Origin of the sequence: Roseovarius sp. SK2, from assembly GCF_028807495.1 — a bacterium.
Taxonomy (GTDB): domain Bacteria; phylum Pseudomonadota; class Alphaproteobacteria; order Rhodobacterales; family Rhodobacteraceae; genus Roseovarius; species Roseovarius confluentis.
The window spans coordinates 168,004-188,863 of record NZ_JARAMK010000003.1; the positions used below are offsets into that span (position 1 = coordinate 168,004).

General features: G+C 60.7%; 21 protein-coding genes and 1 pseudogene. 10 read left to right on the forward strand and 12 right to left on the reverse strand.

The annotated features are described in order from the left end of the window. Positions 1–11 precede the first annotated feature (11 nt). Entirely contained in the window at positions 12–1,325 is a 1,314-nt protein-coding gene (gene glyA / locus PVV74_RS07835; RefSeq protein ID WP_274592808.1) for a serine hydroxymethyltransferase, read from the reverse strand. A gap of 103 nt (positions 1,326–1,428) precedes the next feature. Between glyA and PVV74_RS07840 the strand changes: the two genes are divergently transcribed. The 6 genes from PVV74_RS07840 to gyrB all read left to right on the forward strand — a co-directional run bounded on the left by PVV74_RS07840 (position 1,429) and on the right by gyrB (position 9,558). Then, entirely contained in the window at positions 1,429–2,295 is an 867-nt protein-coding gene (locus PVV74_RS07840) for a LysR family transcriptional regulator (RefSeq protein WP_274592809.1), read from the forward strand. A 195-nt stretch (positions 2,296–2,490) separates the two neighbouring features. Then, positions 2,491–2,754: a 30S ribosomal protein S20 gene (gene rpsT / locus PVV74_RS07845; protein ID WP_103762677.1), complete on the forward strand. Its 264-nt coding sequence runs from the start codon at positions 2,491–2,493 to the stop codon at positions 2,752–2,754. A 487-nt stretch (positions 2,755–3,241) separates the two neighbouring features. Continuing rightward, a complete protein-coding gene (gene dnaA / locus PVV74_RS07850) occupies positions 3,242–4,621 on the forward strand; it encodes a chromosomal replication initiator protein DnaA (RefSeq protein ID WP_274592810.1) in 1,380 nt (459 codons plus the stop codon). An 89-nt stretch (positions 4,622–4,710) separates the two neighbouring features. Then, the gene (dnaN, locus tag PVV74_RS07855) at positions 4,711–5,829 is read left to right on the forward strand and encodes a DNA polymerase III subunit beta (protein ID WP_103762678.1); all 1,119 of its coding nucleotides are present in this window, start codon (positions 4,711–4,713) and stop codon (positions 5,827–5,829) included. Between the two features lie 53 nt (positions 5,830–5,882). Then, entirely contained in the window at positions 5,883–6,986 is a 1,104-nt protein-coding gene (gene recF / locus PVV74_RS07860) for a DNA replication/repair protein RecF (RefSeq protein ID WP_103762679.1), read from the forward strand. A gap of 154 nt (positions 6,987–7,140) precedes the next feature. Continuing rightward, positions 7,141–9,558, forward strand: a complete 2,418-nt coding sequence (gyrB, locus tag PVV74_RS07865; RefSeq protein WP_103762680.1) for a DNA topoisomerase (ATP-hydrolyzing) subunit B — start codon at positions 7,141–7,143, stop codon at positions 9,556–9,558. Here gyrB and PVV74_RS07870 read toward each other — a convergent pair. Both PVV74_RS07870 and PVV74_RS07875 read right to left on the reverse strand, forming a co-directional pair. After that, positions 9,547–9,813 carry a hypothetical protein gene (locus PVV74_RS07870; protein WP_274592811.1) on the reverse strand — a complete coding sequence of 89 codons (267 nt, stop codon included), beginning with the start codon at positions 9,811–9,813 and terminating at the stop codon, positions 9,547–9,549. The genes gyrB and PVV74_RS07870 overlap by 12 nt on opposite strands. A gap of 304 nt (positions 9,814–10,117) precedes the next feature. After that, positions 10,118–10,720 carry a hypothetical protein gene (locus PVV74_RS07875; protein ID WP_274592812.1) on the reverse strand — a complete coding sequence of 201 codons (603 nt, stop codon included), beginning with the start codon at positions 10,718–10,720 and terminating at the stop codon, positions 10,118–10,120. Positions 10,721–10,856: 136 nt separating this feature from the next. Between PVV74_RS07875 and PVV74_RS07880 the strand changes: the two are divergent. After that, positions 10,857–10,982: pseudogene (locus PVV74_RS07880) on the forward strand (IS6 family transposase); the annotation flags it as partial. 64 nt (positions 10,983–11,046) lie between these two features. Here PVV74_RS07880 and PVV74_RS07885 read toward each other — a convergent pair. The 4 genes from PVV74_RS07885 to PVV74_RS07900 form a co-directional block, all read right to left on the reverse strand. Beyond that, positions 11,047–11,796 carry a DeoR/GlpR family DNA-binding transcription regulator gene (locus tag PVV74_RS07885; RefSeq protein ID WP_103762682.1) on the reverse strand — a complete coding sequence of 250 codons (750 nt, stop codon included), beginning with the start codon at positions 11,794–11,796 and terminating at the stop codon, positions 11,047–11,049. Then, positions 11,796–13,481 (reverse strand): ABC transporter permease subunit, encoded by a 1,686-nt coding sequence (locus PVV74_RS07890; RefSeq protein ID WP_103762683.1) that lies wholly within the window; start codon positions 13,479–13,481, stop codon positions 11,796–11,798. The genes PVV74_RS07885 and PVV74_RS07890 overlap by 1 nt, the downstream gene beginning before the upstream one ends. Then, positions 13,478–14,512 (reverse strand): ABC transporter ATP-binding protein, encoded by a 1,035-nt coding sequence (locus PVV74_RS07895; protein ID WP_274592813.1) that lies wholly within the window; start codon positions 14,510–14,512, stop codon positions 13,478–13,480. The genes PVV74_RS07890 and PVV74_RS07895 overlap by 4 nt, the downstream gene beginning before the upstream one ends. An 85-nt stretch (positions 14,513–14,597) precedes the next feature. Next, positions 14,598–15,605, reverse strand: a complete 1,008-nt coding sequence (locus tag PVV74_RS07900; RefSeq protein WP_274592814.1) for an ABC transporter substrate-binding protein — start codon at positions 15,603–15,605, stop codon at positions 14,598–14,600. A gap of 206 nt (positions 15,606–15,811) precedes the next feature. On the opposite strand from PVV74_RS07900, the gene hisN reads away from it, so the two are divergent. After that, entirely contained in the window at positions 15,812–16,618 is an 807-nt protein-coding gene (hisN, locus tag PVV74_RS07905) for a histidinol-phosphatase (RefSeq protein ID WP_274592815.1), read from the forward strand. Positions 16,619–16,881: 263 nt separating this feature from the next. Here the strand turns inward: hisN and PVV74_RS07910 are convergent, their stop codons facing one another. The 5 genes from PVV74_RS07910 to PVV74_RS07930 form a co-directional block, all read right to left on the reverse strand. Next, on the reverse strand, positions 16,882–17,238 hold the full coding sequence (locus PVV74_RS07910; RefSeq protein ID WP_103762687.1) for a hypothetical protein: 357 nt from the start codon (positions 17,236–17,238) through the stop codon (positions 16,882–16,884). A gap of 14 nt (positions 17,239–17,252) precedes the next feature. Then, positions 17,253–17,741 (reverse strand): VOC family protein, encoded by a 489-nt coding sequence (locus PVV74_RS07915; RefSeq protein WP_274592816.1) that lies wholly within the window; start codon positions 17,739–17,741, stop codon positions 17,253–17,255. A 128-nt stretch (positions 17,742–17,869) separates the two neighbouring features. Continuing rightward, complete coding sequence (locus tag PVV74_RS07920) at positions 17,870–18,223, reverse strand: DUF1428 domain-containing protein (RefSeq protein WP_103762689.1); 354 nt, start codon at positions 18,221–18,223, stop codon at positions 17,870–17,872. Next, a complete protein-coding gene (locus PVV74_RS07925; RefSeq protein ID WP_274592817.1) occupies positions 18,220–18,939 on the reverse strand; it encodes a glutathione S-transferase family protein in 720 nt (239 codons plus the stop codon). Before PVV74_RS07925 ends, PVV74_RS07920 begins: the two co-directional genes overlap by 4 nt. Next, complete coding sequence (locus tag PVV74_RS07930; protein ID WP_103762691.1) at positions 18,929–19,363, reverse strand: VOC family protein; 435 nt, start codon at positions 19,361–19,363, stop codon at positions 18,929–18,931. Before PVV74_RS07930 ends, PVV74_RS07925 begins: the two co-directional genes overlap by 11 nt. A 67-nt stretch (positions 19,364–19,430) precedes the next feature. On the opposite strand from PVV74_RS07930, the gene PVV74_RS07935 reads away from it, so the two are divergent. Continuing rightward, complete coding sequence (locus PVV74_RS07935; RefSeq protein ID WP_274592818.1) at positions 19,431–20,120, forward strand: winged helix-turn-helix transcriptional regulator; 690 nt, start codon at positions 19,431–19,433, stop codon at positions 20,118–20,120. 282 nt (positions 20,121–20,402) lie between these two features. Continuing rightward, on the forward strand, positions 20,403–20,717 hold the full coding sequence (locus PVV74_RS07940) for a helix-turn-helix domain-containing protein (RefSeq protein WP_103762693.1): 315 nt from the start codon (positions 20,403–20,405) through the stop codon (positions 20,715–20,717). Positions 20,718–20,860: the final 143 nt, after the last annotated feature.

Consider the following 20,860-nt stretch of genomic DNA (forward strand, 5'->3'; position numbering starts at 1 on the left):
CCCGCTCGATTTCAGATCACGAAATGCAGCGTGTCGAACCGCTTGCGCATTGACTGAGTACCCGGCGCGACCGCCTCTGGATCTTTGGTCAGGCCTTCGTGGATCAACGCGGCAAGCGCCGGAGCGTCTTGGGCCGTGACACCCCATCGCACCAATTCTGGCGTGCCGATGCGCAACCCGTTCATGTCGCCCGGAACCTCCGCGATGGGCAGGCCGATCCCACAAGCCAGGAAGCCGGCTTTGCGCAAGGTCTTTGACGCGGCCTGACCACCGCCGAAACTTTCCGCCTCAACCGCGAACTGGTGCGAATTGGTGTATCCGTTGGGCGTGTTGAAAACCGGAACGCCATTGGCGGCCAAGGATTCTGCCAACGCCTTGGACAGGTCGATCATCGCCTGCGCATAGGCTGGTCCATGCTCGCGCCAGTCCAGCATCGAGACGGCGAGAGCCGCCGACTTGGCAGCATCGAAGTTCGCGGTCATGCCCGGAAAGGCGATGGCGTCCAGACGTTCGGCCAACTCTGCCTCGTTGGTGACGATCACGCCGCCCGCCGGTCCGCCCAGGCTCTTGTAGGTGCTCATCGTCATCAGGTGCGCGCCTTCGGCCAGCGGGTTCTTCCATGCACGCCCGGCGATGATCCCGCATTGGTGGGCCGCGTCGAACATGACCTTCGCGCCCACGCCGTCGGCAATGGCGCGCACCTCCGCGACTGGATGTTCGAACAGGTTCAGCGAGCCGCCCACGGTGATCAGCGCGGGCTTTTCCTGTTCTGCCATCGTGCGCAGCGCGTCTATGTCCAGCGTGTAGCCATCGGGGTTGATCGGCGCCGGCACGGTGCGCAACCCGAACAGCCCGGCGCAGCCGTCAATGTGATGCGTCACATGCCCGCCGATCGTGGCCGGGGGCGCGATGATCGTGTCGCCCGGTTTGCAGGTCGCCATGAAGGCATAGAGATTCGCCATCGCGCCCGAGGCCACGCGGATCTCGGAAAACCGCGCCTGAAAGATCTCGGCAACCAGCTCGGCGGCGACAACCTCGATCTCTTCGATCGCCTCCAGCCCCATCTCGTACTTGTCGCCGGGATAGCCCAGCGACGGGCGCGAGCCAATGCCGGACGATAACAGGACTTCGGCCCGTGGATTCATCACATTCGTGGCCGGGTTAAGGTTGAAACAGTCGCGTTCGTGGATCTTGCGATTTTCCGCGGCAAGGGTCGCGATCCGCGCCGCGATGGTTTCGCTGTCCTGCGATGCCGTGCGCGTGGCGATGGTCTGAACAAGCGTTTCGCTGGGGGCGGGCACCCAGTCGCGATGGGCAAGGGTCATGGTCGGTACTCCGATTGATCTGCCCGGGATCATGCCGAGGCTCGACGCGGGGCGCAAAGCAGAATAAGGAATAATGAGGTTAGAAAAACTAAGGCTAGTTTAAGTGCCCGTGTCGCCTCCCCGCCCCAAGGGTCCGCCGCTCAATGCGCTGCGCGCGTTCGAGGCCGCCGCCCGACTGGGCGGCTTCGCGCTGGCGGCTGAAGAACTGTGCGTGACGCCGGGCGCGGTGTCGCAGCACATCAAGACGCTGGAAGACTGGGCCGGAACACCGCTGTTCGAGCGCCGTTCTCACGGTGTGCGCCTGACCAAGGCCGGGTCCAGCCTGTTGCCGAAATTCACCGCTGCTTTCGACCAGCTTGGGCACGCCACGCGGGCCTTGCGCGGTGTCGCGCCGGCCAAGACGGTTCAGATCGCGGCGCTGCCCTCCGTCGCCCAGCTTTGGCTGGCGCCGCGGTTGCCGTCGCTGCGCGCGGTTCGGCCAGAGGCGCGCATGTCCGTGACGGCACTCGAAACGCCGCCCAACCTGTCGCGGGACATGTTCGATCTCAGCCTGTTCATCGCAGTGCCAGGCAAACTCGAGGCGCAGCACGTGCTCGCCCGCGACGAAATTTTCCCGGTCTGCGCCCCGGCACTGGCGCGCAAGATCCGAACGCCGGATGACCTTGCGGCGCAGACCCTGCTTGTCGACGCGGCCTGGCCCGAGGATTGGTCGCTCTGGGCCACGCAGGCTGGGGTGACGCTTCCCGGCGATTTCGGCAGCGCGTCCTTTTCTCTTTACGCAATGGCATTGGAAGAGGCGCGTGCGGGTGCAGGCGTGTTGATGGCGCACCGTGTGCTGGTACAAACCGCGCTGGATGCAGGCCAACTTGTCTGTCCGTTCGACATCGCGGTCCCTACGGGCAAGGCCCTTGTCCTGACCGCCGCACCGGGGGCCGAGGATCTGGCGGCCGCGCTGCTGGAGGCCGGCTGAAGGCGCGTGGCGGGCACAGGGCCGGATATGTGGAACTTTGCTGTTTGCTTTCGCGGCATTTGCGGCTATACGCCTGCGCCATACATGCGCGTGCGGCCCGCTCTGGCCAGAATCATTCCGGCCCTTGGCCTGCCGGAACGGGCTCGTCCTCGTGCACATCTGAAACGAAATGACAGACCCGAAAAGGTTCACAACATGGCCAATACTCTCCAGTCCAAGAAGCGCGCGCGCCAGAACGCCCGCCGCCTCAGTGTCAACAAAGCGCGCCGCTCGCGGATTCGCACCTTCCTGCGCAAAGTCGAGGAAGCCATCGCCTCCGGCGACAAGGAAGCTGCACAAAATGCGCTCCGTGCCGCTCAGCCCGAACTGATGCGGGGCGTATCGAAGGGAGTGTTTCATAAAAACACCGCTTCACGGAAAATGGCGCGCCTGTCTTCGCGGGTGAAATCGCTCGGCTGAGACACGGCCCTAAGCTATTGAAGGAAAAGGTGCCGAATCGCGCGGCACCTTTTTTTTATGGCTATGAACGACTCGGGTTCGTGTGACTTTTTCGCGGCAAAGACCGAGTCAAGCGCTAAGATCAGTTGCCGTCTCGCTGACTCAATTGCTAATTTGCCAGAGCGATTCACGCTTGGGGGGACAGGCGCTCGCACCGGACACGGATCAACTGCTCTGATCATGCCGGTGTATCCGACCGATGTCGGGAGCCATATTGTCCAACGGATTGGCGCGATCCATGCGGCTTGGTCCACGCTTGTGGGGACGAGACAGGGCCAGCGCTGGGTGGCGCTCAGATACAGGCCAAACGGCTTTTCTCCCGGTACTCCGTGTCGGGTGATGGGTTGTCGTTTGCCTATTGCCGACCGAACCGCGAACGCAATTGTAAGGGGTATGCCAATCGGGGGCGTGCTGGATGGAAACGATAAGACCGCGGAACGGGATAAAAATGACAAGTGATCAATGGGGCCAGATCAAGCAAGACCTGCTCAAGACAATCGGCAAGAACAACTTCACCAACTGGATCGAGCCGCTGGAGCTGACGGCGATCAACGATGACGTTGTGACCTTCAAGGTTCCGACGACCTTCCAGGGCAATTATGTATCCCGCAATTTCGGCGAGCTGATCCTGTTCAAGGTGAACGGCTACGCCCCCTCTATCCGCCGGATCGATTTCCAGGTCGCGGCGAATTCCTCCCAGAAGCCGCAAGCGACCGTAACCAACGCATCGGAAACAACGAAAGATACGCCCCCCGCGGCTCCGGCGCGCCGTTTGACCGACGACGTCCTGTCTTCCGCGCCGCTGGATGAGCGCTTCACCTTTGATCGTTTCGTGGTGGGCAAGCCCAACGAGCTTGCTCATGCCGCGGCCAAGCGTGTGGCCGAGGGCGGCCCGGTCACCTTCAACCCGCTTTTCCTCTATGGCGGCGTCGGCCTTGGCAAGACACACCTCATGCATGCCATCGCCTGGGAGCTTCAGGCAGCGCAGCCAGAGCTGAACGTGCTCTATCTGTCCGCAGAGCAGTTCATGTACCGCTTTGTGCAAGCATTGCGGGACCGCCGCATGATGGATTTCAAGGAGCTTTTCCGCTCGGTCGACGTGCTGATGGTCGACGACGTTCAGTTCATCGCCGGCAAGGACAGCACGCAGGAAGAATTCTTTCACACGTTCAACGCGCTCGTGGATCAGAACAAGCAGATCGTCATTTCAGCCGACCGCGCCCCGGGGGAGATCCAAAACCTGGAAGAGCGCATCAAGTCGCGCCTGCAATGTGGCCTGGTGGTGGACCTACATCCCACCGACTACGAGTTGCGGCTTGGAATCCTTCAGTCCAAGGCGGACCGCTTTGCCGAGCAGTATCCGAGCCTCGAAATGGCCGATGGGGTGCTGGAATTCCTCGCGCATCGCATCTCGACCAACGTGCGTGTCCTCGAAGGCGCGCTGACGCGGCTTTACGCCTTTGCCTCGCTGGTCGGTCACCAGATCACGATGGAACTGGCCCAAGACTGCCTTGCGGATATCCTGCGCGCGTCCGAGCGGAAGGTTTCGATCGAAGAGATACAGCGCCACGTCTCGGAGCATTTCAACATTCGTTTGAGCGATATGGTCGGGCCGAAAAGAGTCCGCACTTTTGCCCGCCCCAGACAGATCGCGATGTTCCTGTGCAAGCAACTGACCTCGCGGTCTCTTCCTGAAATTGGCCGGCGGTTTGGCGGCCGGGATCACACCACGGTGATGCATGGCGTGCGCCGGATCGAAGAACTCAGCGCGCAGGACGGGCAACTCGCCGAAGACCTCAGGATTCTGCGCCGCGCGCTCGAGGGCTGAGGGGCAATAAAAGGCTTGAGCATAAGGCGAAACTTGCTAACGTGCCGGTCCCGGTGCCCGGCAGAGGCACGCACGCAGGGAGCGAGGGCATGAAACTCAGCATCGAACGCGGAACGCTGCTCAAGGCGGTCTCGCAGGCCCAGTCCGTCGTCGAACGGCGCAACACGATTCCGATCCTCGCCAACGTGCTGATCGAGGCCGAGGGCGATGCGGTACATTTCCGCGCCACGGATCTGGATATCGAGGTCGTCGACAAGGCCCCGGCCCAGGTCGAGCGCGCGGGCGCCACGACCGTTTCCGCCGTGACCCTGCACGAGATCGTGCGCAAGCTGCCCGACGGGGCACTGGTGACGCTGACCGACGATGGTGCCTCGGGGCGCCTGACGGTCGAGGCGGGACGCTCGAACTTCTCTCTGGCGACCCTGCCCAAGGAAGATTTCCCGGTGATGGCCTCGTCGGAATATTCCTGCAATTTCTCGGCCAAGGCTCCGGTGCTGCGCCGGCTCTTCGACAAGTCGAAATTCGCGATCTCGACGGAAGAGACACGCTATTACCTCAACGGCGTCTACATGCACGTATCGGACGCCGAGGGCGGCAAGGTGCTGCGCTGCGTCGCGACCGACGGTCACCGGCTGGCCCGGATCGACGCCGACCTGCCCGACGGCGCCGAGGACATGCCGGGCGTGATTGTTCCGCGCAAGACCGTGGGCGAGCTGCGCAAGCTTCTGGACGATGATGACATGGCCATCGCGGTGTCGGTCAGCGAAACCAAGGTGCGCTTTGCCACGCCCAATATCACGCTCACTTCCAAGGTAATCGACGGCACGTTCCCCGATTACACGCGCGTCATCCCGCAGGGCAACACCCGCAAGATGGAGGTCGACGCCAGCGAGTTTGCCCAAGCCGTCGACCGTGTCGCCACCGTCAGTTCCGAACGCTCCCGCGCGGTGAAGCTGGCGCTGGACGAAGACCGCCTGATCCTGTCTGTCAACGCGCCCGACAGTGGCGCCGCCGAAGAAGAACTGGCTGTGGCCTATGGCGACGAGCGACTGGAAATCGGGTTCAACGCCAAGTACCTGCTGGAAATCGCCAGCCAGGTCGATCGTGAAAACGCCGTCTTCATGTTCAACTCCTCGGGTGATCCCACGCTGATGCGCGAAGGCAATGACACCTCGGCGGTCTATGTCGTCATGCCGATGCGCGTGTGACGCCCGTCGGTGCCTCCGGCGGGGATATTTTTGGCCAGAGGAAAAGGGCGTGAATGCCCGGATTGTACCTGTCTTCGCTCAGCCTGTCGCATTTCCGGTCGCACAAGGGCGTGCGGATCGATGCGGACGCACGACCTGTCGCGCTCTACGGTCCGAACGGGGCGGGCAAGACCAATATTCTCGAAGCGGTCTCGCTCTTTTCACCCGGACGCGGCTTGCGTCGCGCCGCGGCACAGGACATGGCGCGGCGGCCCGATGCGATCGGATGGAAGCTGACCGGCGTTCTGCGGTCGATGCACCAGGTTCACGAAGTCGAGACCTGGTCCGAAGAAGGCGGCGCGCGGCAGCTCAGGATCGACGGCAAGACCGCGTCGCAGGTGGCACTGGGGCGGATTGCCCGGGTATTGTGGCTGATCCCGTCCATGGACCGGCTGTGGATCGAGGGTGCCGAAGGGCGTCGGCGCTTCCTCGACCGCATGACGCTCAGCTTCACGCCCTCTCATGCCGACGCGACGCTGGCGTATGAGAAGGCCATGCGCGAACGCAACCGCCTGCTGAAGGACCAGGTGCGGGACGGGCATTGGTACGTGGCGCTGGAGCGGCAGATGGCCGAGGCGGGGACGGCGATCCATGCGAACCGCGTCGCCGCGCTGGAGCAATTGGCAGAGGCGCAGGCGCAAGCCGAGACCGCTTTCCCGGTCGCGGAGTTGGAACTGACTATGACCGAAGGGGAGATGCCCGGCACCGAGTCCGATTTCCGCGATGCCCTGTCCGAAAGCCGCTTTCGCGACATAGCGGCCGGGCGAACGCTTGTCGGGCCGCACCGGGCGGACCTCTATGGCGTCTACGCGGCCAAGGGGGTTCCGGCCGCGGACTGCTCGACAGGCGAACAGAAGGCTTTGCTTGTGTCGCTGATTCTCGCGAACGCGCGGGCGCTGGCCCGGGACTTTGGCGCACCGCCGATCCTGCTCTTGGACGAGGTCGCGGCGCACCTGGACGCGGCGCGGCGGGCGTCGCTTTACGATGAGGTCTGTGCCTTGGGGGCGCAGGCGTGGATGACGGGAACGGGGCCAGAGCTGTTCTCGGAACTGGGCGAGCGTGCGCAGGTTTTCGAGGTGACGGAGGATGATGCGGCGTCGATCGTGAATGCCCGCTGAAATCGGGAAAATGACACCGACGCGATGCGACCCGGATACCGACACGATACCGATATTAAGATCCTGATCGTTAAACACAAAATCTTGTGTCTATCGCGTGACATTCCCCGCTGAGAATCGTATAAAATATGAAACTGAACGAAGGATAATCTGCATGGCAGAAGCCGCCGCGTCCCCCGAAGAATATGGTGCCGAATCTATCAAGGTTCTCAAGGGGTTGGAAGCTGTTCGCAAGCGCCCTGGCATGTATATCGGCGACACCGACGACGGGTCGGGCTTGCATCACATGGTCTACGAGGTTGTCGACAATGGTATCGACGAGGCCCTCGCCGGGCATGCGGACCACGTAACTGTCTGCATTCACAAGGATAGTTCTGTATCGGTCAGCGACAATGGCCGTGGCATTCCCGTGGAGATGCACGAGGAAGAGGGCGTTTCCGCCGCCGAGGTCATCATGACTCAACTGCACGCCGGGGGCAAATTCGACAGCAATTCCTACAAGGTTTCCGGGGGCTTGCATGGAGTGGGCGTATCGGTTGTCAACGCATTGTCGGACTGGCTGGAACTGCGCGTCTGGCGAAGCGGAAAAGAACATGTCGCGCGGTTCGAGAAGGGCGAGACGGCCAAGCATCTGGAAGTGGTCGGTGACGCCGCAGGAAAACGCGGGACCGAAGTGAGGTTTCTGGCGTCACTCGATACATTTTCGAACCTTGATTACAGCTTCGACACTTTGGAAAAGCGTCTGCGAGAACTGGCGTTTTTGAACTCCGGCGTGCGCATCATCCTGCGTGATGAGCGTCCGGCTGAACCGCTGGAAACGGAGTTGCATTACGATGGCGGCGTGCAGGAATTCGTGCGCTACCTCGATCGCAGCAAATCTCCGCTTATGACTGACCCGATATTTGTCACAGGAGAGCGTGACGAAATCGGTGTCGAGGTCGCGATGTGGTGGAATGATAGCTACCATGAGACTGTCTTGCCGTTCACGAACAATATTCCGCAGCGCGACGGGGGTACGCACATTGCCGGGTTTCGCGGGGCACTGACACGGGTTTTGCAGAAGTACGCTGCCGAAAAAGGGATCGCGAAGAAAGAGAAGGTCACCTTCACCGGGGATGACGCGCGCGAGGGTCTGACCTGCGTGCTGTCGGTCAAGGTGCCTGACCCGAAATTCTCGAGCCAGACCAAGGACAAGCTGGTGAGTTCCGAGGTGCGTCCGGCCGTCGAAAGCTTGGTGAACGAAAAGCTGGCGGAGTGGTTTGAAGAGAACCCGAACGAAGCCAAGATGATCGTTGGAAAGATCATGGAGGCAGCCATGGCCCGAGAGGCGGCGCGCAAGGCGCGGGAATTGACGCGCCGAAAGACCGCGCTCGACGTCAACTATCTTGCCGGAAAGCTGAAGGATTGTTCCGAGAAAGACCCTTCCAAAACAGAGGTTTTTCTCGTCGAGGGGGACAGCGCTGGAGGATCGGCTCAGACCGGTCGGGATAGGTCCACGCAGGCGGTTTTGCCCTTGCGTGGCAAGATCCTTAACGTGGAAAGGGCTCGGTTCGACCGGATGCTTTCAAGCCAGGAGATCGGCAACCTCGTGATGGCACTTGGCACCGGCATCGGCCGCGACGAGTTCGACATATCGAAACTGCGTTACCACAAGATTGTCATCATGACTGATGCCGATGTGGACGGTGCGCATATCAGGACTTTGCTGCTTACATTCTTCTACCGCCAAATGCCGGAGTTGATCGAAGGCGGCTATCTCTACATCGCGCAGCCGCCGTTGTTCAAAGTGAGCCGTGGAAAGTCCGAGGTCTACCTCAAGGATACGCCTGCGCTTGAGGACTACCTGATCGCGCAGGGAACCGAAGACGCGGTTTTGCGGCTTGGAACAGGCGAGGATATCATCGGGCAGGACCTCGTGCGCGTGGTCGAGGAGGCGCGGCAGGCAACCCGCATCCTTGAGGCCTTTCCGACGCATTACCCCCGCCACATCCTTGAGCAGGCAGCGATCGCCGAAGCGTTCGAACCAGGGCGCGTGGACGCAGATATCCAATCGGTCGCGGACAGCGTGGCGAAACGCCTAGACCTGATCGCACTTGAGTACGAGCGGGGTTGGCAGGGTCGTCAAACTCAGGATCATGGCATTCGCCTGACCCGTATACTGCGGGGCGTTGAAGAGGTACGCACCCTGGATGGGCCGATATTGCGTGGTGGCGAGGCAAAGCGTCTGGGCCAACTGACAAAAGGATTGCGCGAGATCTATTTCGAGCCAGCAACATTGCATCGCAAGGACCGGTCACAAGCCATTTATGGTCCGCTCGACCTGTTGGATGCGATCTTGAAAGAGGGCGAGAAAGGTCTTGCCCTGCAGCGCTACAAAGGCTTGGGCGAAATGAACCCCGATCAATTGTGGGAAACAACGTTGGACCCGGAGGCCCGCACACTTCTCAAGGTGAAAGTAGATGATGTGGCGGAAGCCGACGACTTGTTCACCAAATTGATGGGCGACGTCGTGGAGCCGCGGCGCGAGTTCATCCAGCAGAACGCGCTGAGCGTTGAAAACCTAGATTTCTGAGACCTTGTAGGATCGCGCATATTCATGCGCGATCCCCATAAGTTTGCGCAATTCACCCATAATCTTGCGCGAGCCGAAAATGGAGATCCCGAGATCGACGCAAAACAGCTTATAGTTCTGATGTCTTCGCCGTGGAAGGAAGTAGCCAGGAGTTAGAAGTTGCGAGCGCCGGGCTGATGCGGCGACCGACGCCAAGCGGACCTTAGGAGGTTGAGCGGGATTGTAGGCGCGCAGATATTTTTTCGCGATGCGCATATTTTTTCGTGTCGCGGAAGGTCATGCATCCCAGGTTTCATTGAATTATAAGTGGCGAGGGTGATATTTCCTTTTCGGCAGTTATTTGGGGTTCGGCTGCTCTTGGCCGGATCTGATCGGGCGTCTTCGTTTCAGTTGTCACTTGTCGATTGCTCAATTCTGCCATTGCCCATGAGTAACCGCTAACTCTCACTTCCTGGAGTTTGTGCCGGATCAGGTAGTTTGCACTACCGGTCAATTCCTTATCCACGGGTTGGTCAAGTCCGAAGGGAAGCGAAACTGCTCACTTCGCGATTCTGGCCATTCACGGCCCATTCCGGACCTTCATCGACACCCCGGCCAATGGAGGCTTCGAGCCCAGCGCGAACCTTACTCTTCGAGAGGCGGTAGGGTCACAGAAAAAGAGATCGTGGTGGGGCTGCGGCGTGGCGCCTTTGGCGACCTTGGGATCACCCATGTAGTCGGCCAAGCGTAGCACCTCACCCTCGATTGTGGCGGTCACCTGGTTGTCTTCAGTCATTTCAAATGCGGCAAGCGTTCCCTCTCCACCGTCGAGGCCAATTGATAGCGGTGCTTCGAACCCCTCTTCGTCAAACATCTCGACGGACAAAAGCTTCATGTCGCCAGAGCGGCGCTGAAGGGTTTCCTGCACCCTGGGTGCACCCGGTTTGGCGTCTTCGCCGACGCTGCGGCCAAGCACGTTCATGGTCAGGTAGCTGCCCATTATAAACTTTTGTTCAGCATATGCGCGATCGCGTTCGGTATCATAAGGGATGACGAGGTTCTGCGTTTCACCGTCAACCGTGATGCTAAAAGTGCCCGCCTGCTCGTAGCGGTTATCAAGCTCTGCTGCATTAATTGGTGGAGCCAGCAGAACGGCAGTCAACAACGATACTAAACGCTTCATATGGTTCTCCCATACTTGCGGAATAACGTCCCCAAGCCGATATCTGCGCCCCGTTTGAAATGGACACGTGCGGCAAGTCCGAGGTTGAAAATCCGAAACCGCCATCCCGCGAACCCAGAACCAACACGTGCTCCCTCACCTGCCATTCCGACGAAGAGAGCGCGCCATGTCACGCTTCCGGCGTATGCGAAGTTGGCAGAAATTCACCGCCGTCCATTCTTCAATCCACAATCTGTTTAACGCGGAGCGCAGCTTCTCCGCCCTCATTTCCTGAACGGAGCCAGCGGCGCGCGCGGTTGCGATCAAACCTTCGGCGAATGATGTGGTTAGATGATCTCGACCCCCGCTGTTCGCAAACCGTCGAGCTGTACGTCGGACGCGGCCCGGTTTGTCACAAGCGCTCCGATCGTCTCCACTTCCCAGGAACGCACTCGGCTTGTGCCTCCCAGCTTGGAATGATCCGCCAGCAAGACCGCCCGACCTGCCTGCGCTGCCATTGCGGCAGAGATTTCGGCCTCTTGCAGGTCGTAGAAATATGTCCCCTTCTCGGGATGCAGAGCCACCGGCGCGGAAAAGCACAGATCCACCTCGAAACGCCGTATTTCCGAAAGGGTAAGCTCGCCCACCGTGGCAGGCACGTCAGCTGCGATCCGACCGCCCAGAAGGAGTACATCCATGTTTGCGGCCTGTAACGTCGCGGCGATATCCAGCGAATTTGTGATCACCGACACGCCGGGCACCTTCGCAAGCTCTCGGGCGAACACGGCAGTGGTCGACCCGGCATCCACCATGATCGTTTGCCCCGGCTGGATCAGGCCGACCGCTTTCTTCGCGATCTCGGACTTGGCTCGGATCTGGCTCGTCATGCGGTTTTGAAACGGATCCTCTGTCCGCGCCTCAGGCAGAACGGCACCGCCATGTACCCGCGCCACCTTTCCCGCCTCTTCAAGGTCGAGCAGGTCGCGCCGCACGGTCTCGCGCGACACTCCCATCATCTCGGCCAAATCGTTTGCGCTGACCTGCTGGTTGGCCGCCAGCATCGACACGATCCGCTGATGACGCTCCTTCGCCCACATCAGGCCGTCCCCTTGTTCCCGCCACGCCGTCGCAAAAGCGCCAGTATCACCTTCATAGACAGGACGGCCAAGCAAACAACCGCCATTACACAAGTCGAGAAGGCCGCTGCCTGCGACGTCAGCCCGGCATCGTCCAGCCGCATGATCGTCACGGCGGCCACGCTCAGGTCCGGTGTTGTCAGAAAGACGACCGCCGACAGTGTCACCATGGAGCGCATGAAGAGAAAGAAGAAAACCGACACCAGCATCGGCGCGATGAATGGCGCCACGATGTCCCGTGCCGTCCTGCTCAGCCCGGCACCAAGACTATTGGCCGCTTCCTCCAGCGCCAGAGGCAGCTGTCGGAAACCAGTCATCAGCGTCAGGAAGCCTTGTGTGTGGTAGTGGTAAAAATTGACGATCGCGATCAGCGCGGCGGTACCGTAGAGCAGGTAAAGCGGCGTCGCCGTGGAATTGAACGTCAGAATATAGGCCAGACCCAGGACCATCCCTGGTACAGCGGCCGGCATCGCGGCCAAGATCTGGATCGGTTGCGCCACTGCCTTGGGCAGGCGTCGCAGGCCAAGACCCAGAAGGAAAACCGCAACGGTCCCGCCCGAAGCGGCAGCCAGCGAGATGAAGATCGTCATCCAAAGCGATGAATACCCGCCCGCCAGCGTGATATCGTAATGCTTGGGCGACAGCGCCATGTTGTAGGGCCACAGTGTGACGAAACTGGCATAGACCACGATCCCGATCACCGAAAGGATCCCGGCGCAGATAAGCAATGACAGCGCCGCCATGCTGATGTCTCGCAGCGGAGCAAAGCTGGGCCGATAGGGCTCTTGCCCGGTGATTTGTCCGGCCTGCTGCCGTTTCATCGCCTGCCGCTCGATACTGTAGGAGATCACCGTGGGCAAAAGCAGCATGATGCCAACAACGGCGCCCATATTGAAGTTTCTCTGCCCCACGACCTGGCTGTAGATCTCGGTCGCCAACACCGAGTAATCGCCGCCGATTACCGCCGCATTGCCGAAATCGGTTATGGTGATGGTAAAGCAGACGAACGCTGCGTTCAGGATACCGAACCGCGCGGCGGGCAGGGTCAGGTCGCGGAACTGTCTCCACGGCGGCGCTCCCATGACCTCGGCGGCCTCGTAGGTGCGGGCGTCCAGAAGCACCAACGCTGCGCCGATGATCATTACGGCCTGTGGCAGCGCGTAGAGGGTGTTCGCGATCAACAGGCCCCAGAAACCGTAAATCTCGATTTCGACCCCAAGCATACGACTGATAACGCCGTTGCGGCCCAGCAGGAAGATCAGCCCGAGCGCCTGTACCAGCGAGGGGGCCAGCAGAGGCAGAACAATGACGCTGCGTATCAGCCACTTGCCGCGAAATGCACAGCGGTAAAGGCCATGCGCGATGATGAACCCCAGCAACACACTCAGCACCGTGGTCGCGCCCCCCATCGCCAGCGAATGCCGCGTGGCCCGCCAGAACCCGGATGAGCCCAGCACTTCGGTGTAGTTGCCCAACCCGTAACTGTCGCCAACCGTGATCGAGCGCAGGAATACGATCACCATCGGGTAAGCGAAGAACAAGATCAGGCCCAGCAGCGGCAACCCGATGCAAGCCAGCGTCAGCAGGCGGTCGGCGTCAAATCGGCGGCGCATACGGGCACGGGATGACGTCTCGGCGAGGCTCATGCCGACACCGCCTCGGTTCCAACAGTGTCGTCAACAACCCATGTGCAGGCTTTGGGTGCGATGCTCAGCTCAACGCGGTCGCCCGGGTGATATGGACTACCGCCATGCGTTTCGACCAAAAGCGGCCCGGCGGGGCTTTCCACTTCCAGGCGCCGCAGGTTGCCCAGGAAACTGATGCTGCGGACGACGGCCCCACCGGTTTCGGAAGGGGTCACCTCGATCTGCTCGGGTCTGATACAGGCAAGATAGCTGTCTTCAGAGGCGGGACGAGTCGGCACCAAGTCGGGAAAATTCCGCGCGACCGTGTCGGCAGAGAGCAGGTTACTGATCCCCATGAACTCCGCGACAAAGCGCGTAGCGGGTCGGTGGTACAGATCCTCCGGCGTGCCCGCCTGCACCACGACCCCGTGGTTCATGCAGATAATCTTGTCGGCCAGCGCCAGCGCTTCTTCCTGATCATGTGTTACCATCAGCGTTGGTATGCCCAACGAGCGCTGCACCTGTCTGATCTCGTCGCGCAGCACGGCGCGGACCTTGGCATCGAGCGCCGATAGCGGCTCGTCGAGCAACAGGACGCGCGGATCCACGGCAATGGCCCGCGCCAGCGCGATGCGCTGTTGTTGGCCGCCCGACAGTTGCCCCGGCAGGTTATCGGCCACCTGAGGCAGTTTAACCAGCGCCAGCAACTCCTGCACCCGTGCGGCGATGTCGTCTTTTCGAACGCCCCGGATCTTCAGGCCGTAACCGATGTTCTCGGCCACCGTCATGTTCGGAAACAGCGAGTATGACTGGAACACGATCCCGAACCCCCGCTTGCGCGCCGGAAGATCCGAAAGGGTCGCGCCCTCCAGCGTGATCGTTCCTCCGTCCAAGTCGGTCAGCCCTGCGATCAGCCGCAGCAAAGTCGTCTTGCCGCATCCCGACGGGCCGAGCAAGCAGACGAACTCGCCTTTCTCGATCTCGATCGACACGTGGTCGAGCGCGGTGAAATTGCCGTAGGTCTTTGTGGCGTCGCGTACGGTCAGGTACATGTGGGGCGTGCTTTCTCATTCGTTGGGCAGGTTCGCGAACGGCCCGTCAAGTGTCGGGGCGGCCAAGGCCGCCCCAGTCTCGGGCTCAGCGCCCGAATTTTTCTTTCCACTTATCTTTTACGGCCGTCTGATCCTCCGCCGCCTTGACGAAGTCAATATCCGCCAGGATCGTCGAGATTTCAGCCGGAAGGCCGGCTTTCTCGGCCGCCTCCGATGCATCGACACCCGGCACAGTGATCAGCGCCTTGTAGGTCTGGTAAAGGCCGATCGCCTCGTCGGACATGGTCCAATCAAGGAAGGCTTTCGCCGCTTCCTTGTTGTCCGAGCTTGCCATCAGTCCCGACGCTTCCAACTCGTAGCCCACACCGCCCTCGGGAAAGACCATCGCCAGCGGGTAGCCTTCCTCGATCGACTGCATCGCGGTGAATGCCAGCGAAATGCCGACTGTATATTCACCCACGCGGGCAGATTTGCATGGTTTTGAACCCGAAGAGGTGTATTGCGCCATGTTGGGATCGACCGCGTCCAGCTGTGCCCAGCCGGCCTCTTCGCCCATGCTTTGCAGCACGGCGTTGACGTGCAGGTAGCCGGTGCCCGAGGAGTTTGGATCGGGCATCAGGATCTCGTCTTTGAATGCAGGGTCTTCCAGGTCGGCCCAGCTTGACGGCATCGGCAGGCCCTTTTCCTCGAGCCGTGCGGTGTTCACGCAGAAGGCGCCCATATAGCCGATTGGGGCGAACCACTTGCCGTCGCCACTGCGGAATTTCTCGGGCAGCACGTCGGAGCCGGCAGCCTCGTAGGGTTCCAGCATTTCAAGGATCTGCGGGTCCATCATCGCACTGACAGCCCAACCCCAGATCACGTCAGCCTGCGGATTCTCGGCTTCGGCCAGCAGCCGCGCACCAAGCTTGCCAGTGGACAAGCGCAGGACATTGATCTCGGTGTCCGGCATGGCGGCCTGTGCCGCTTCCACGTAGGCCGCGATTTCTTCTTCCTCGAGGGCAGTGTAGACGGTCAGTTCATCGGCCAGCGTTGGTGCGGCAAGGCAAAGCGCCGCGATCGACAGCGCGGTGGTCTGTGTCCAGGTGTTCATGGTGATCTCCTTGTTGGTTCAGTTCTGTTGGTCCGGGCCTGTATCCGGAAGACTGCGGACCCTTGCGATGGTCCGTTCTGGTTGCCCGACACGGAATTCGAGTCTGGGGTTATTTGTGTAGTCTTGCGTTTTTGTGGCATTTGTCTACGATAAATTTTCAAAGCGCACCTTCGCGGCCCCCCGTTCTCCGCATTTGAGGAAAAATCATGCAGTCTCTTTCGACCTTTCCGGAAACGGACCGGCTCGCACAGTTCGCTGAAGGTTTGGCCGACGTTACGGACGCCATGGCCATGACCTACTTCCGCAAACCGCTGGAAATCGAGGCAAAGGACGACGACTCGCCTGTCACACAAGCCGACCGCGCCATCGAGGCCGAGATGCGCCGGCAGATCACGCAAGCGTTCCCGACTCACGGCATTCTGGGAGAGGAACAGGCGAGCGCGCGACTGGAGTCCCCGCACATCTGGGTCATCGACCCGATTGATGGCACCAAGAGCTTCCTGTCCGGTATGCCCACCTTCGGCACGCTGATCGCCTGCCTCTCCGATGGCACGCCAGAACTCGGGGTGATCTCGATTCCGCCCACCGGCGAACGCTGGATCGGCCAGCGCGGCCAGCGCACAACACTCAACGGCACGCCCTGCCAGACCAGCGGGCGAACGGCCTTGGGCGAAGCGATCCTCTACACGACCAGCCCGGACAGTTTCGACACGGCCGGACTGGCGCAGTTCGAGAAGCTATCGGAAAAGGCTGCCATGCGACGGTTCGGCGGCGATTGCTACGGCTACGGCCTTTTGGCCGCGGGCCATGTCGACCTGCTGTTCGAGATGGACTTGCACCCCTATGACTACATGGCGCTCATCCCGGTGATCGAAGGGGCGGGTGGTGTGATCACCGACTGGCAAGGCGAGCCTCTCACATTGGCATCGGACGGCAAGGTTATCGCCGCCGCCAGCGCTCCCCTACACGCAGAGGCCCTGGCCGCTCTGAGGACAACACCATCCTCCCCATGACCTGCGCAAGCAAGTTGGAATGTTATTGGCCGCAGAAGCCGCTTGCGGCAAAAGGCTGGTCCAAGCCCAAACTGACCCGGGCGTGTCTTGTCCACGTCGCGCGCGCAGCGAGGTCCGCATCGACAAGGACGGCCCACAGCTGACCTTAGCCGGGATGGTCAACGCTGCGATGTGGCTTCCCTGAAGCGGTCGTCCGTGACCTCGTGCAGGATGCACTGGAAGGCCAAGGTTCGCAGTGTGGGAAACAGCAAAGATCTGGACAATCAATCATAGCTTTTTACTCTCTCGACATGATTGGCTCGGAGGCTCGTGAACTCGAGTACGTGACAGAAGCGGGACGTCTCGCCATTCGCTCGGATCACCTCTCCGCTCGCAGCGCCAACTCTACCGTGGGAGATTGCGTGTTCGACGATAACCTTCGCCGGAGCTCGTTCAGTTGGCAGGGCTTCCAAAACGGCTGTTCTCCCGACGATCCGCCGGGTGGATGAGGTTTCCCATGTTACCGCGGGATCGAAGGCTTCTGGGTCGAATATGCCGGTTTCCAAGGCGATCGCGATATCTTCAACGAAGCGATTCTTCGGAGAGTTCCCGCAGTCCGGGCTGCGGATAATTCGGGGCATCGTGACCTCTTTTCTCAGTTCGCGCCCTGCAAGGCCGCTTCGATGCCCGCGATATCAATCTTTTGCATCTCCATCATCGCGGCCTGCGCCCGCGCCGAAGCGTCCCGGTCCTGATGCGACAGCGCCTCCATCAGGACTCTCGGAGTAATCTGCCAGCGATAGCCCCAGCGATCCTTGCACCAGCCGCACATGATGGGCTCTCCGCCATTGCCCACGATGGCATCCCAGAGCCGGTCCGTCTCGGCCTGGTCCTCGGTATAGACCTGCAGCGAATAGGCATCGTTGGGTTGCACATGCGGACCGGCATTAAGCAGCGCATAAGGCAGGCCGAGAAGCGTCATCTCGACCACCTGAACGGTCCCGGCTGGCGCGCTCGGCGCTCCTTCGGGCACGCGGATCACGTTGTCCACATGGCTGTCCGGGAAGGTGGCGGCATAGAACTCCGCCGCCGCTTCAGCCTCGGTATCAAACCAGAGGAACACAGCCGCCTTTCGTTTCGTCATCGTCTTTCTCCTTTCAAAGGGCAGTTTTGACAGTGCATCGGAGCGTCACGCCGGTATCTGCGGGAGCCGTCCGACACCCGGTCAGAACTGCTGCCCGTCAATTAGCCAGACCTTGCATTGATCACAGTTCAGGCACTGTCCTCGAATATCGGGGTAAAGCCGCCCCACATCATGCGCTTGCCATCGAAGGGCATGTCCATGTCCTGCCAGCGCGGGTCGGTCTGCATGCTGGCGCCGCATTTGTCATGCGTTTCCTTGTCCGGCCAGATCATCCACGAAAAGCAGACGGACTCACCGTCCTCCAGTGCCACCGCGCGATTGAAATCGGTGTGTTTGCCTTCGGGGATCTGATCGCCCCAAGTTTCCATGATCTGCAAGGCTCCGTACTCCCTGAAAAGCGGCCAGGCCTTGCGGGCGCTTGCGATATAAGCCTCCTTGTTCCCGTTTGGGACGGGGGTGAGGAATCCAGCAATATAGGTCATGTCGACTCTCCTTGTATGGCTTGAAGCTCCGCCATCCATGCGTCGAAACCGGGCGGCGGATTACCCGTGAAATCGGCCATTTGCGCGGCCAGTGCTCTCTGAAAGGCGGGCCGTTCCGTGCCCCGCGCAACATAGTCGGCGAGATTGGGGAAGGTTTCGATCAAGCCTTCGCCTTCGATGATCCGAAGAACGCTGACCATCATCAGGTCACCCGCGCTGAAACGGCCCGTGAACCACTCTGCCGCCCCGAGCCGATCCGACGCCCCCTGCAACCGTTCCGCGATCCTCGTGTCAATCCCCGGCAAACGCGGCGCCGACCAGGTTTCGGTGGCCTCGAAGATCGTCGCCATGGAGCGATCCATGATTGGCGGCTCCAGTGTGTTTAGCGCGGCGAAAAGCCATTCAAGCGCGCGCGCGCGCCCGGCGGGGTCCTTGGGCATGAGGCCGGGAAACCGTTCGGCTATATGCCAGACGATGGCGCCGCTTTCAAACAGCGTCAGGTCGCCCTCTTCGTAGGTTGGCACCTGCCCGAACGGTTGCAGAGCACGGTGCGCGGCCTCCTTCTGCTGCCCCTGCGGAAGGCAGCGAACGGAATAATTCTGACCGACCTCTTCCAGCGCCCAGCGAACACGCAGGTCACGGACCTGCCCCTTGGCGAAATCCGGTACCCAATCGAAGGCGGTGATCGTGATCGGGGCGTCCGCCTTAATCGGCATGGGACATCTCCGCCGGCCCCTTCTCGACCGCCTCGGCGCTCATCCACATGGGCTCCCAGATATGTCCGTCAGGATCGGCAAAGCTGCGGCCGTACATGAACCCGTGCTCCTGCACCGGACAAGGATCGCCCGCGCCGCCCGCAGCCACAGCCGCGTCGGTGATGGCATCCACCGCCTCACGGTCCGCACGGCTGATACACAGCAGCACCTGTGCTTCGGTCGCGGGGTCGACCCGGCGCCGGTCGGTGAAGCTCGACCAGAATTCATGGGTCAGCAACATCACCCGGATCTCGTCCGATAAGACCATGCTCGCAGCTAGGTGATTGGTAAATCTGGTATCCTTGGTGAAACCGATTGCCTCGTAGAACGCCATGGAACGCTCGAGGTCTGCCACGGGCAGGTTTATGAAGATCATCTGTGACATCGCGTTACCTCCTGAGTCGCGTCGTCGATATGGACAGGGTACGAGAATGAGATTATAAAAAGCAACCATGAAGTTACAAAAAGAAACCAAATCGGCAAAAAACCCCCATGGCCGCTGGTACGGCGATGCCTGCGGAACGGCTTTCGGCCTTGAGCTTCTGGGAGAACGCTGGTCGCTTCTGATCGTGCGCGAATTGATGTTCGGGCCGCGGCGCTTCAGCGACATTCGCACAAACTTGCCAGGGATCAGTGCCAAGGTTCTGACCGAACGGCTCGCTGGGCTCGAAGCAAACGGCGTGGTCCTGCGCTCGACCGCGCCCGAACCTGCACCTGCACAGCTCTACGGCCTGACCGAATGGGGCTACGCCGCGGAACCGATCATTCAGGAACTGGGCCGGTGGGCCGCCGCCTCACCGTTGCACGATCCAACGCTTCCCCTGTCACCGGCTTCCTTCATGCTGTCGCTGCGAACGATGCTCGATGCCGAGGTGGCGCGAAACTTGGAAGCGGAAGTGCTCTTTACCATCGGGACCGCGCAATTCACCGCCCGGCTTGCCAACGGTGCGATGCCCGTAACGCGTGGTGATGCGAGAGAACCCGACTTGCGGTTCGAAGCCCCCGCCGCTCCCTCCCTTGCGGCGGTCTTCTATGGTGGAGCGGCCCCCGAACCGGTTAGTGTGCAGATCACGGGCGCCCCGGACATGGTTCGCACGTTCATTTCATGCTTCAATCTACCCCCCAAGCACGACCCCCCATAAATGCCAAATGTGTAAGGTGCGGTTGCTCGCGGGACATCCCGTTCGTTGATTATAGCTTCTCTCTGAGCGCTTCGTAAGGCGTCTTGGGTGTGCTTTTTGTAAACTGGATTGGGCGTCCCACGATAAGTGTCGCCCTCGATGCCGCGTCGGGGGCCACACTGGGCTTGGGCATCACACTTGATGGTCGATGTGCGCTACGACCTAACCGATATCCGGGCTATCGTTTTCCTGCATGACGTGGAAGGTGTCAAAAAACCCGCTGATTTTTCCGGCGAAGTCTGAATGTATGCGGGGCGGGTCGAGGGCGGGACTGATGCGCTTGCCGACCGTTCTCCTCGGCCCGGGTCAATCCGGAGTCGCATACCAAATGATGTCCGTGAAGCCATTTTAGAGTTCGCGCTCGACCACGAAGATCTGACGCCGTGCGAACTGGCGGTCAAATACACCGACGAAAAGCGGAATTTTGCCTCCGGGTCATCAGCATATCGTATCCTCAAAGCCGAAGGTCTGATCACGGCACCAGCCCATGTGGTGATCAAGGCGGCTGACGAGTTCCACGACAAGGCCAACCGCCCGAAGGAGCTCTACTCTCGGTAAATTGCTACGTAATGGCCTGTCGGGCAAAGGCCTGACCGATGTTACCTATTTCAAAGCCATCGCTGGGGTTGGCTCTGTCGCCTACGAAATCGCCTGATCCGTTTTCTTACCTGACCCGCGGGCACAAGAAAGGTATCTGTCAA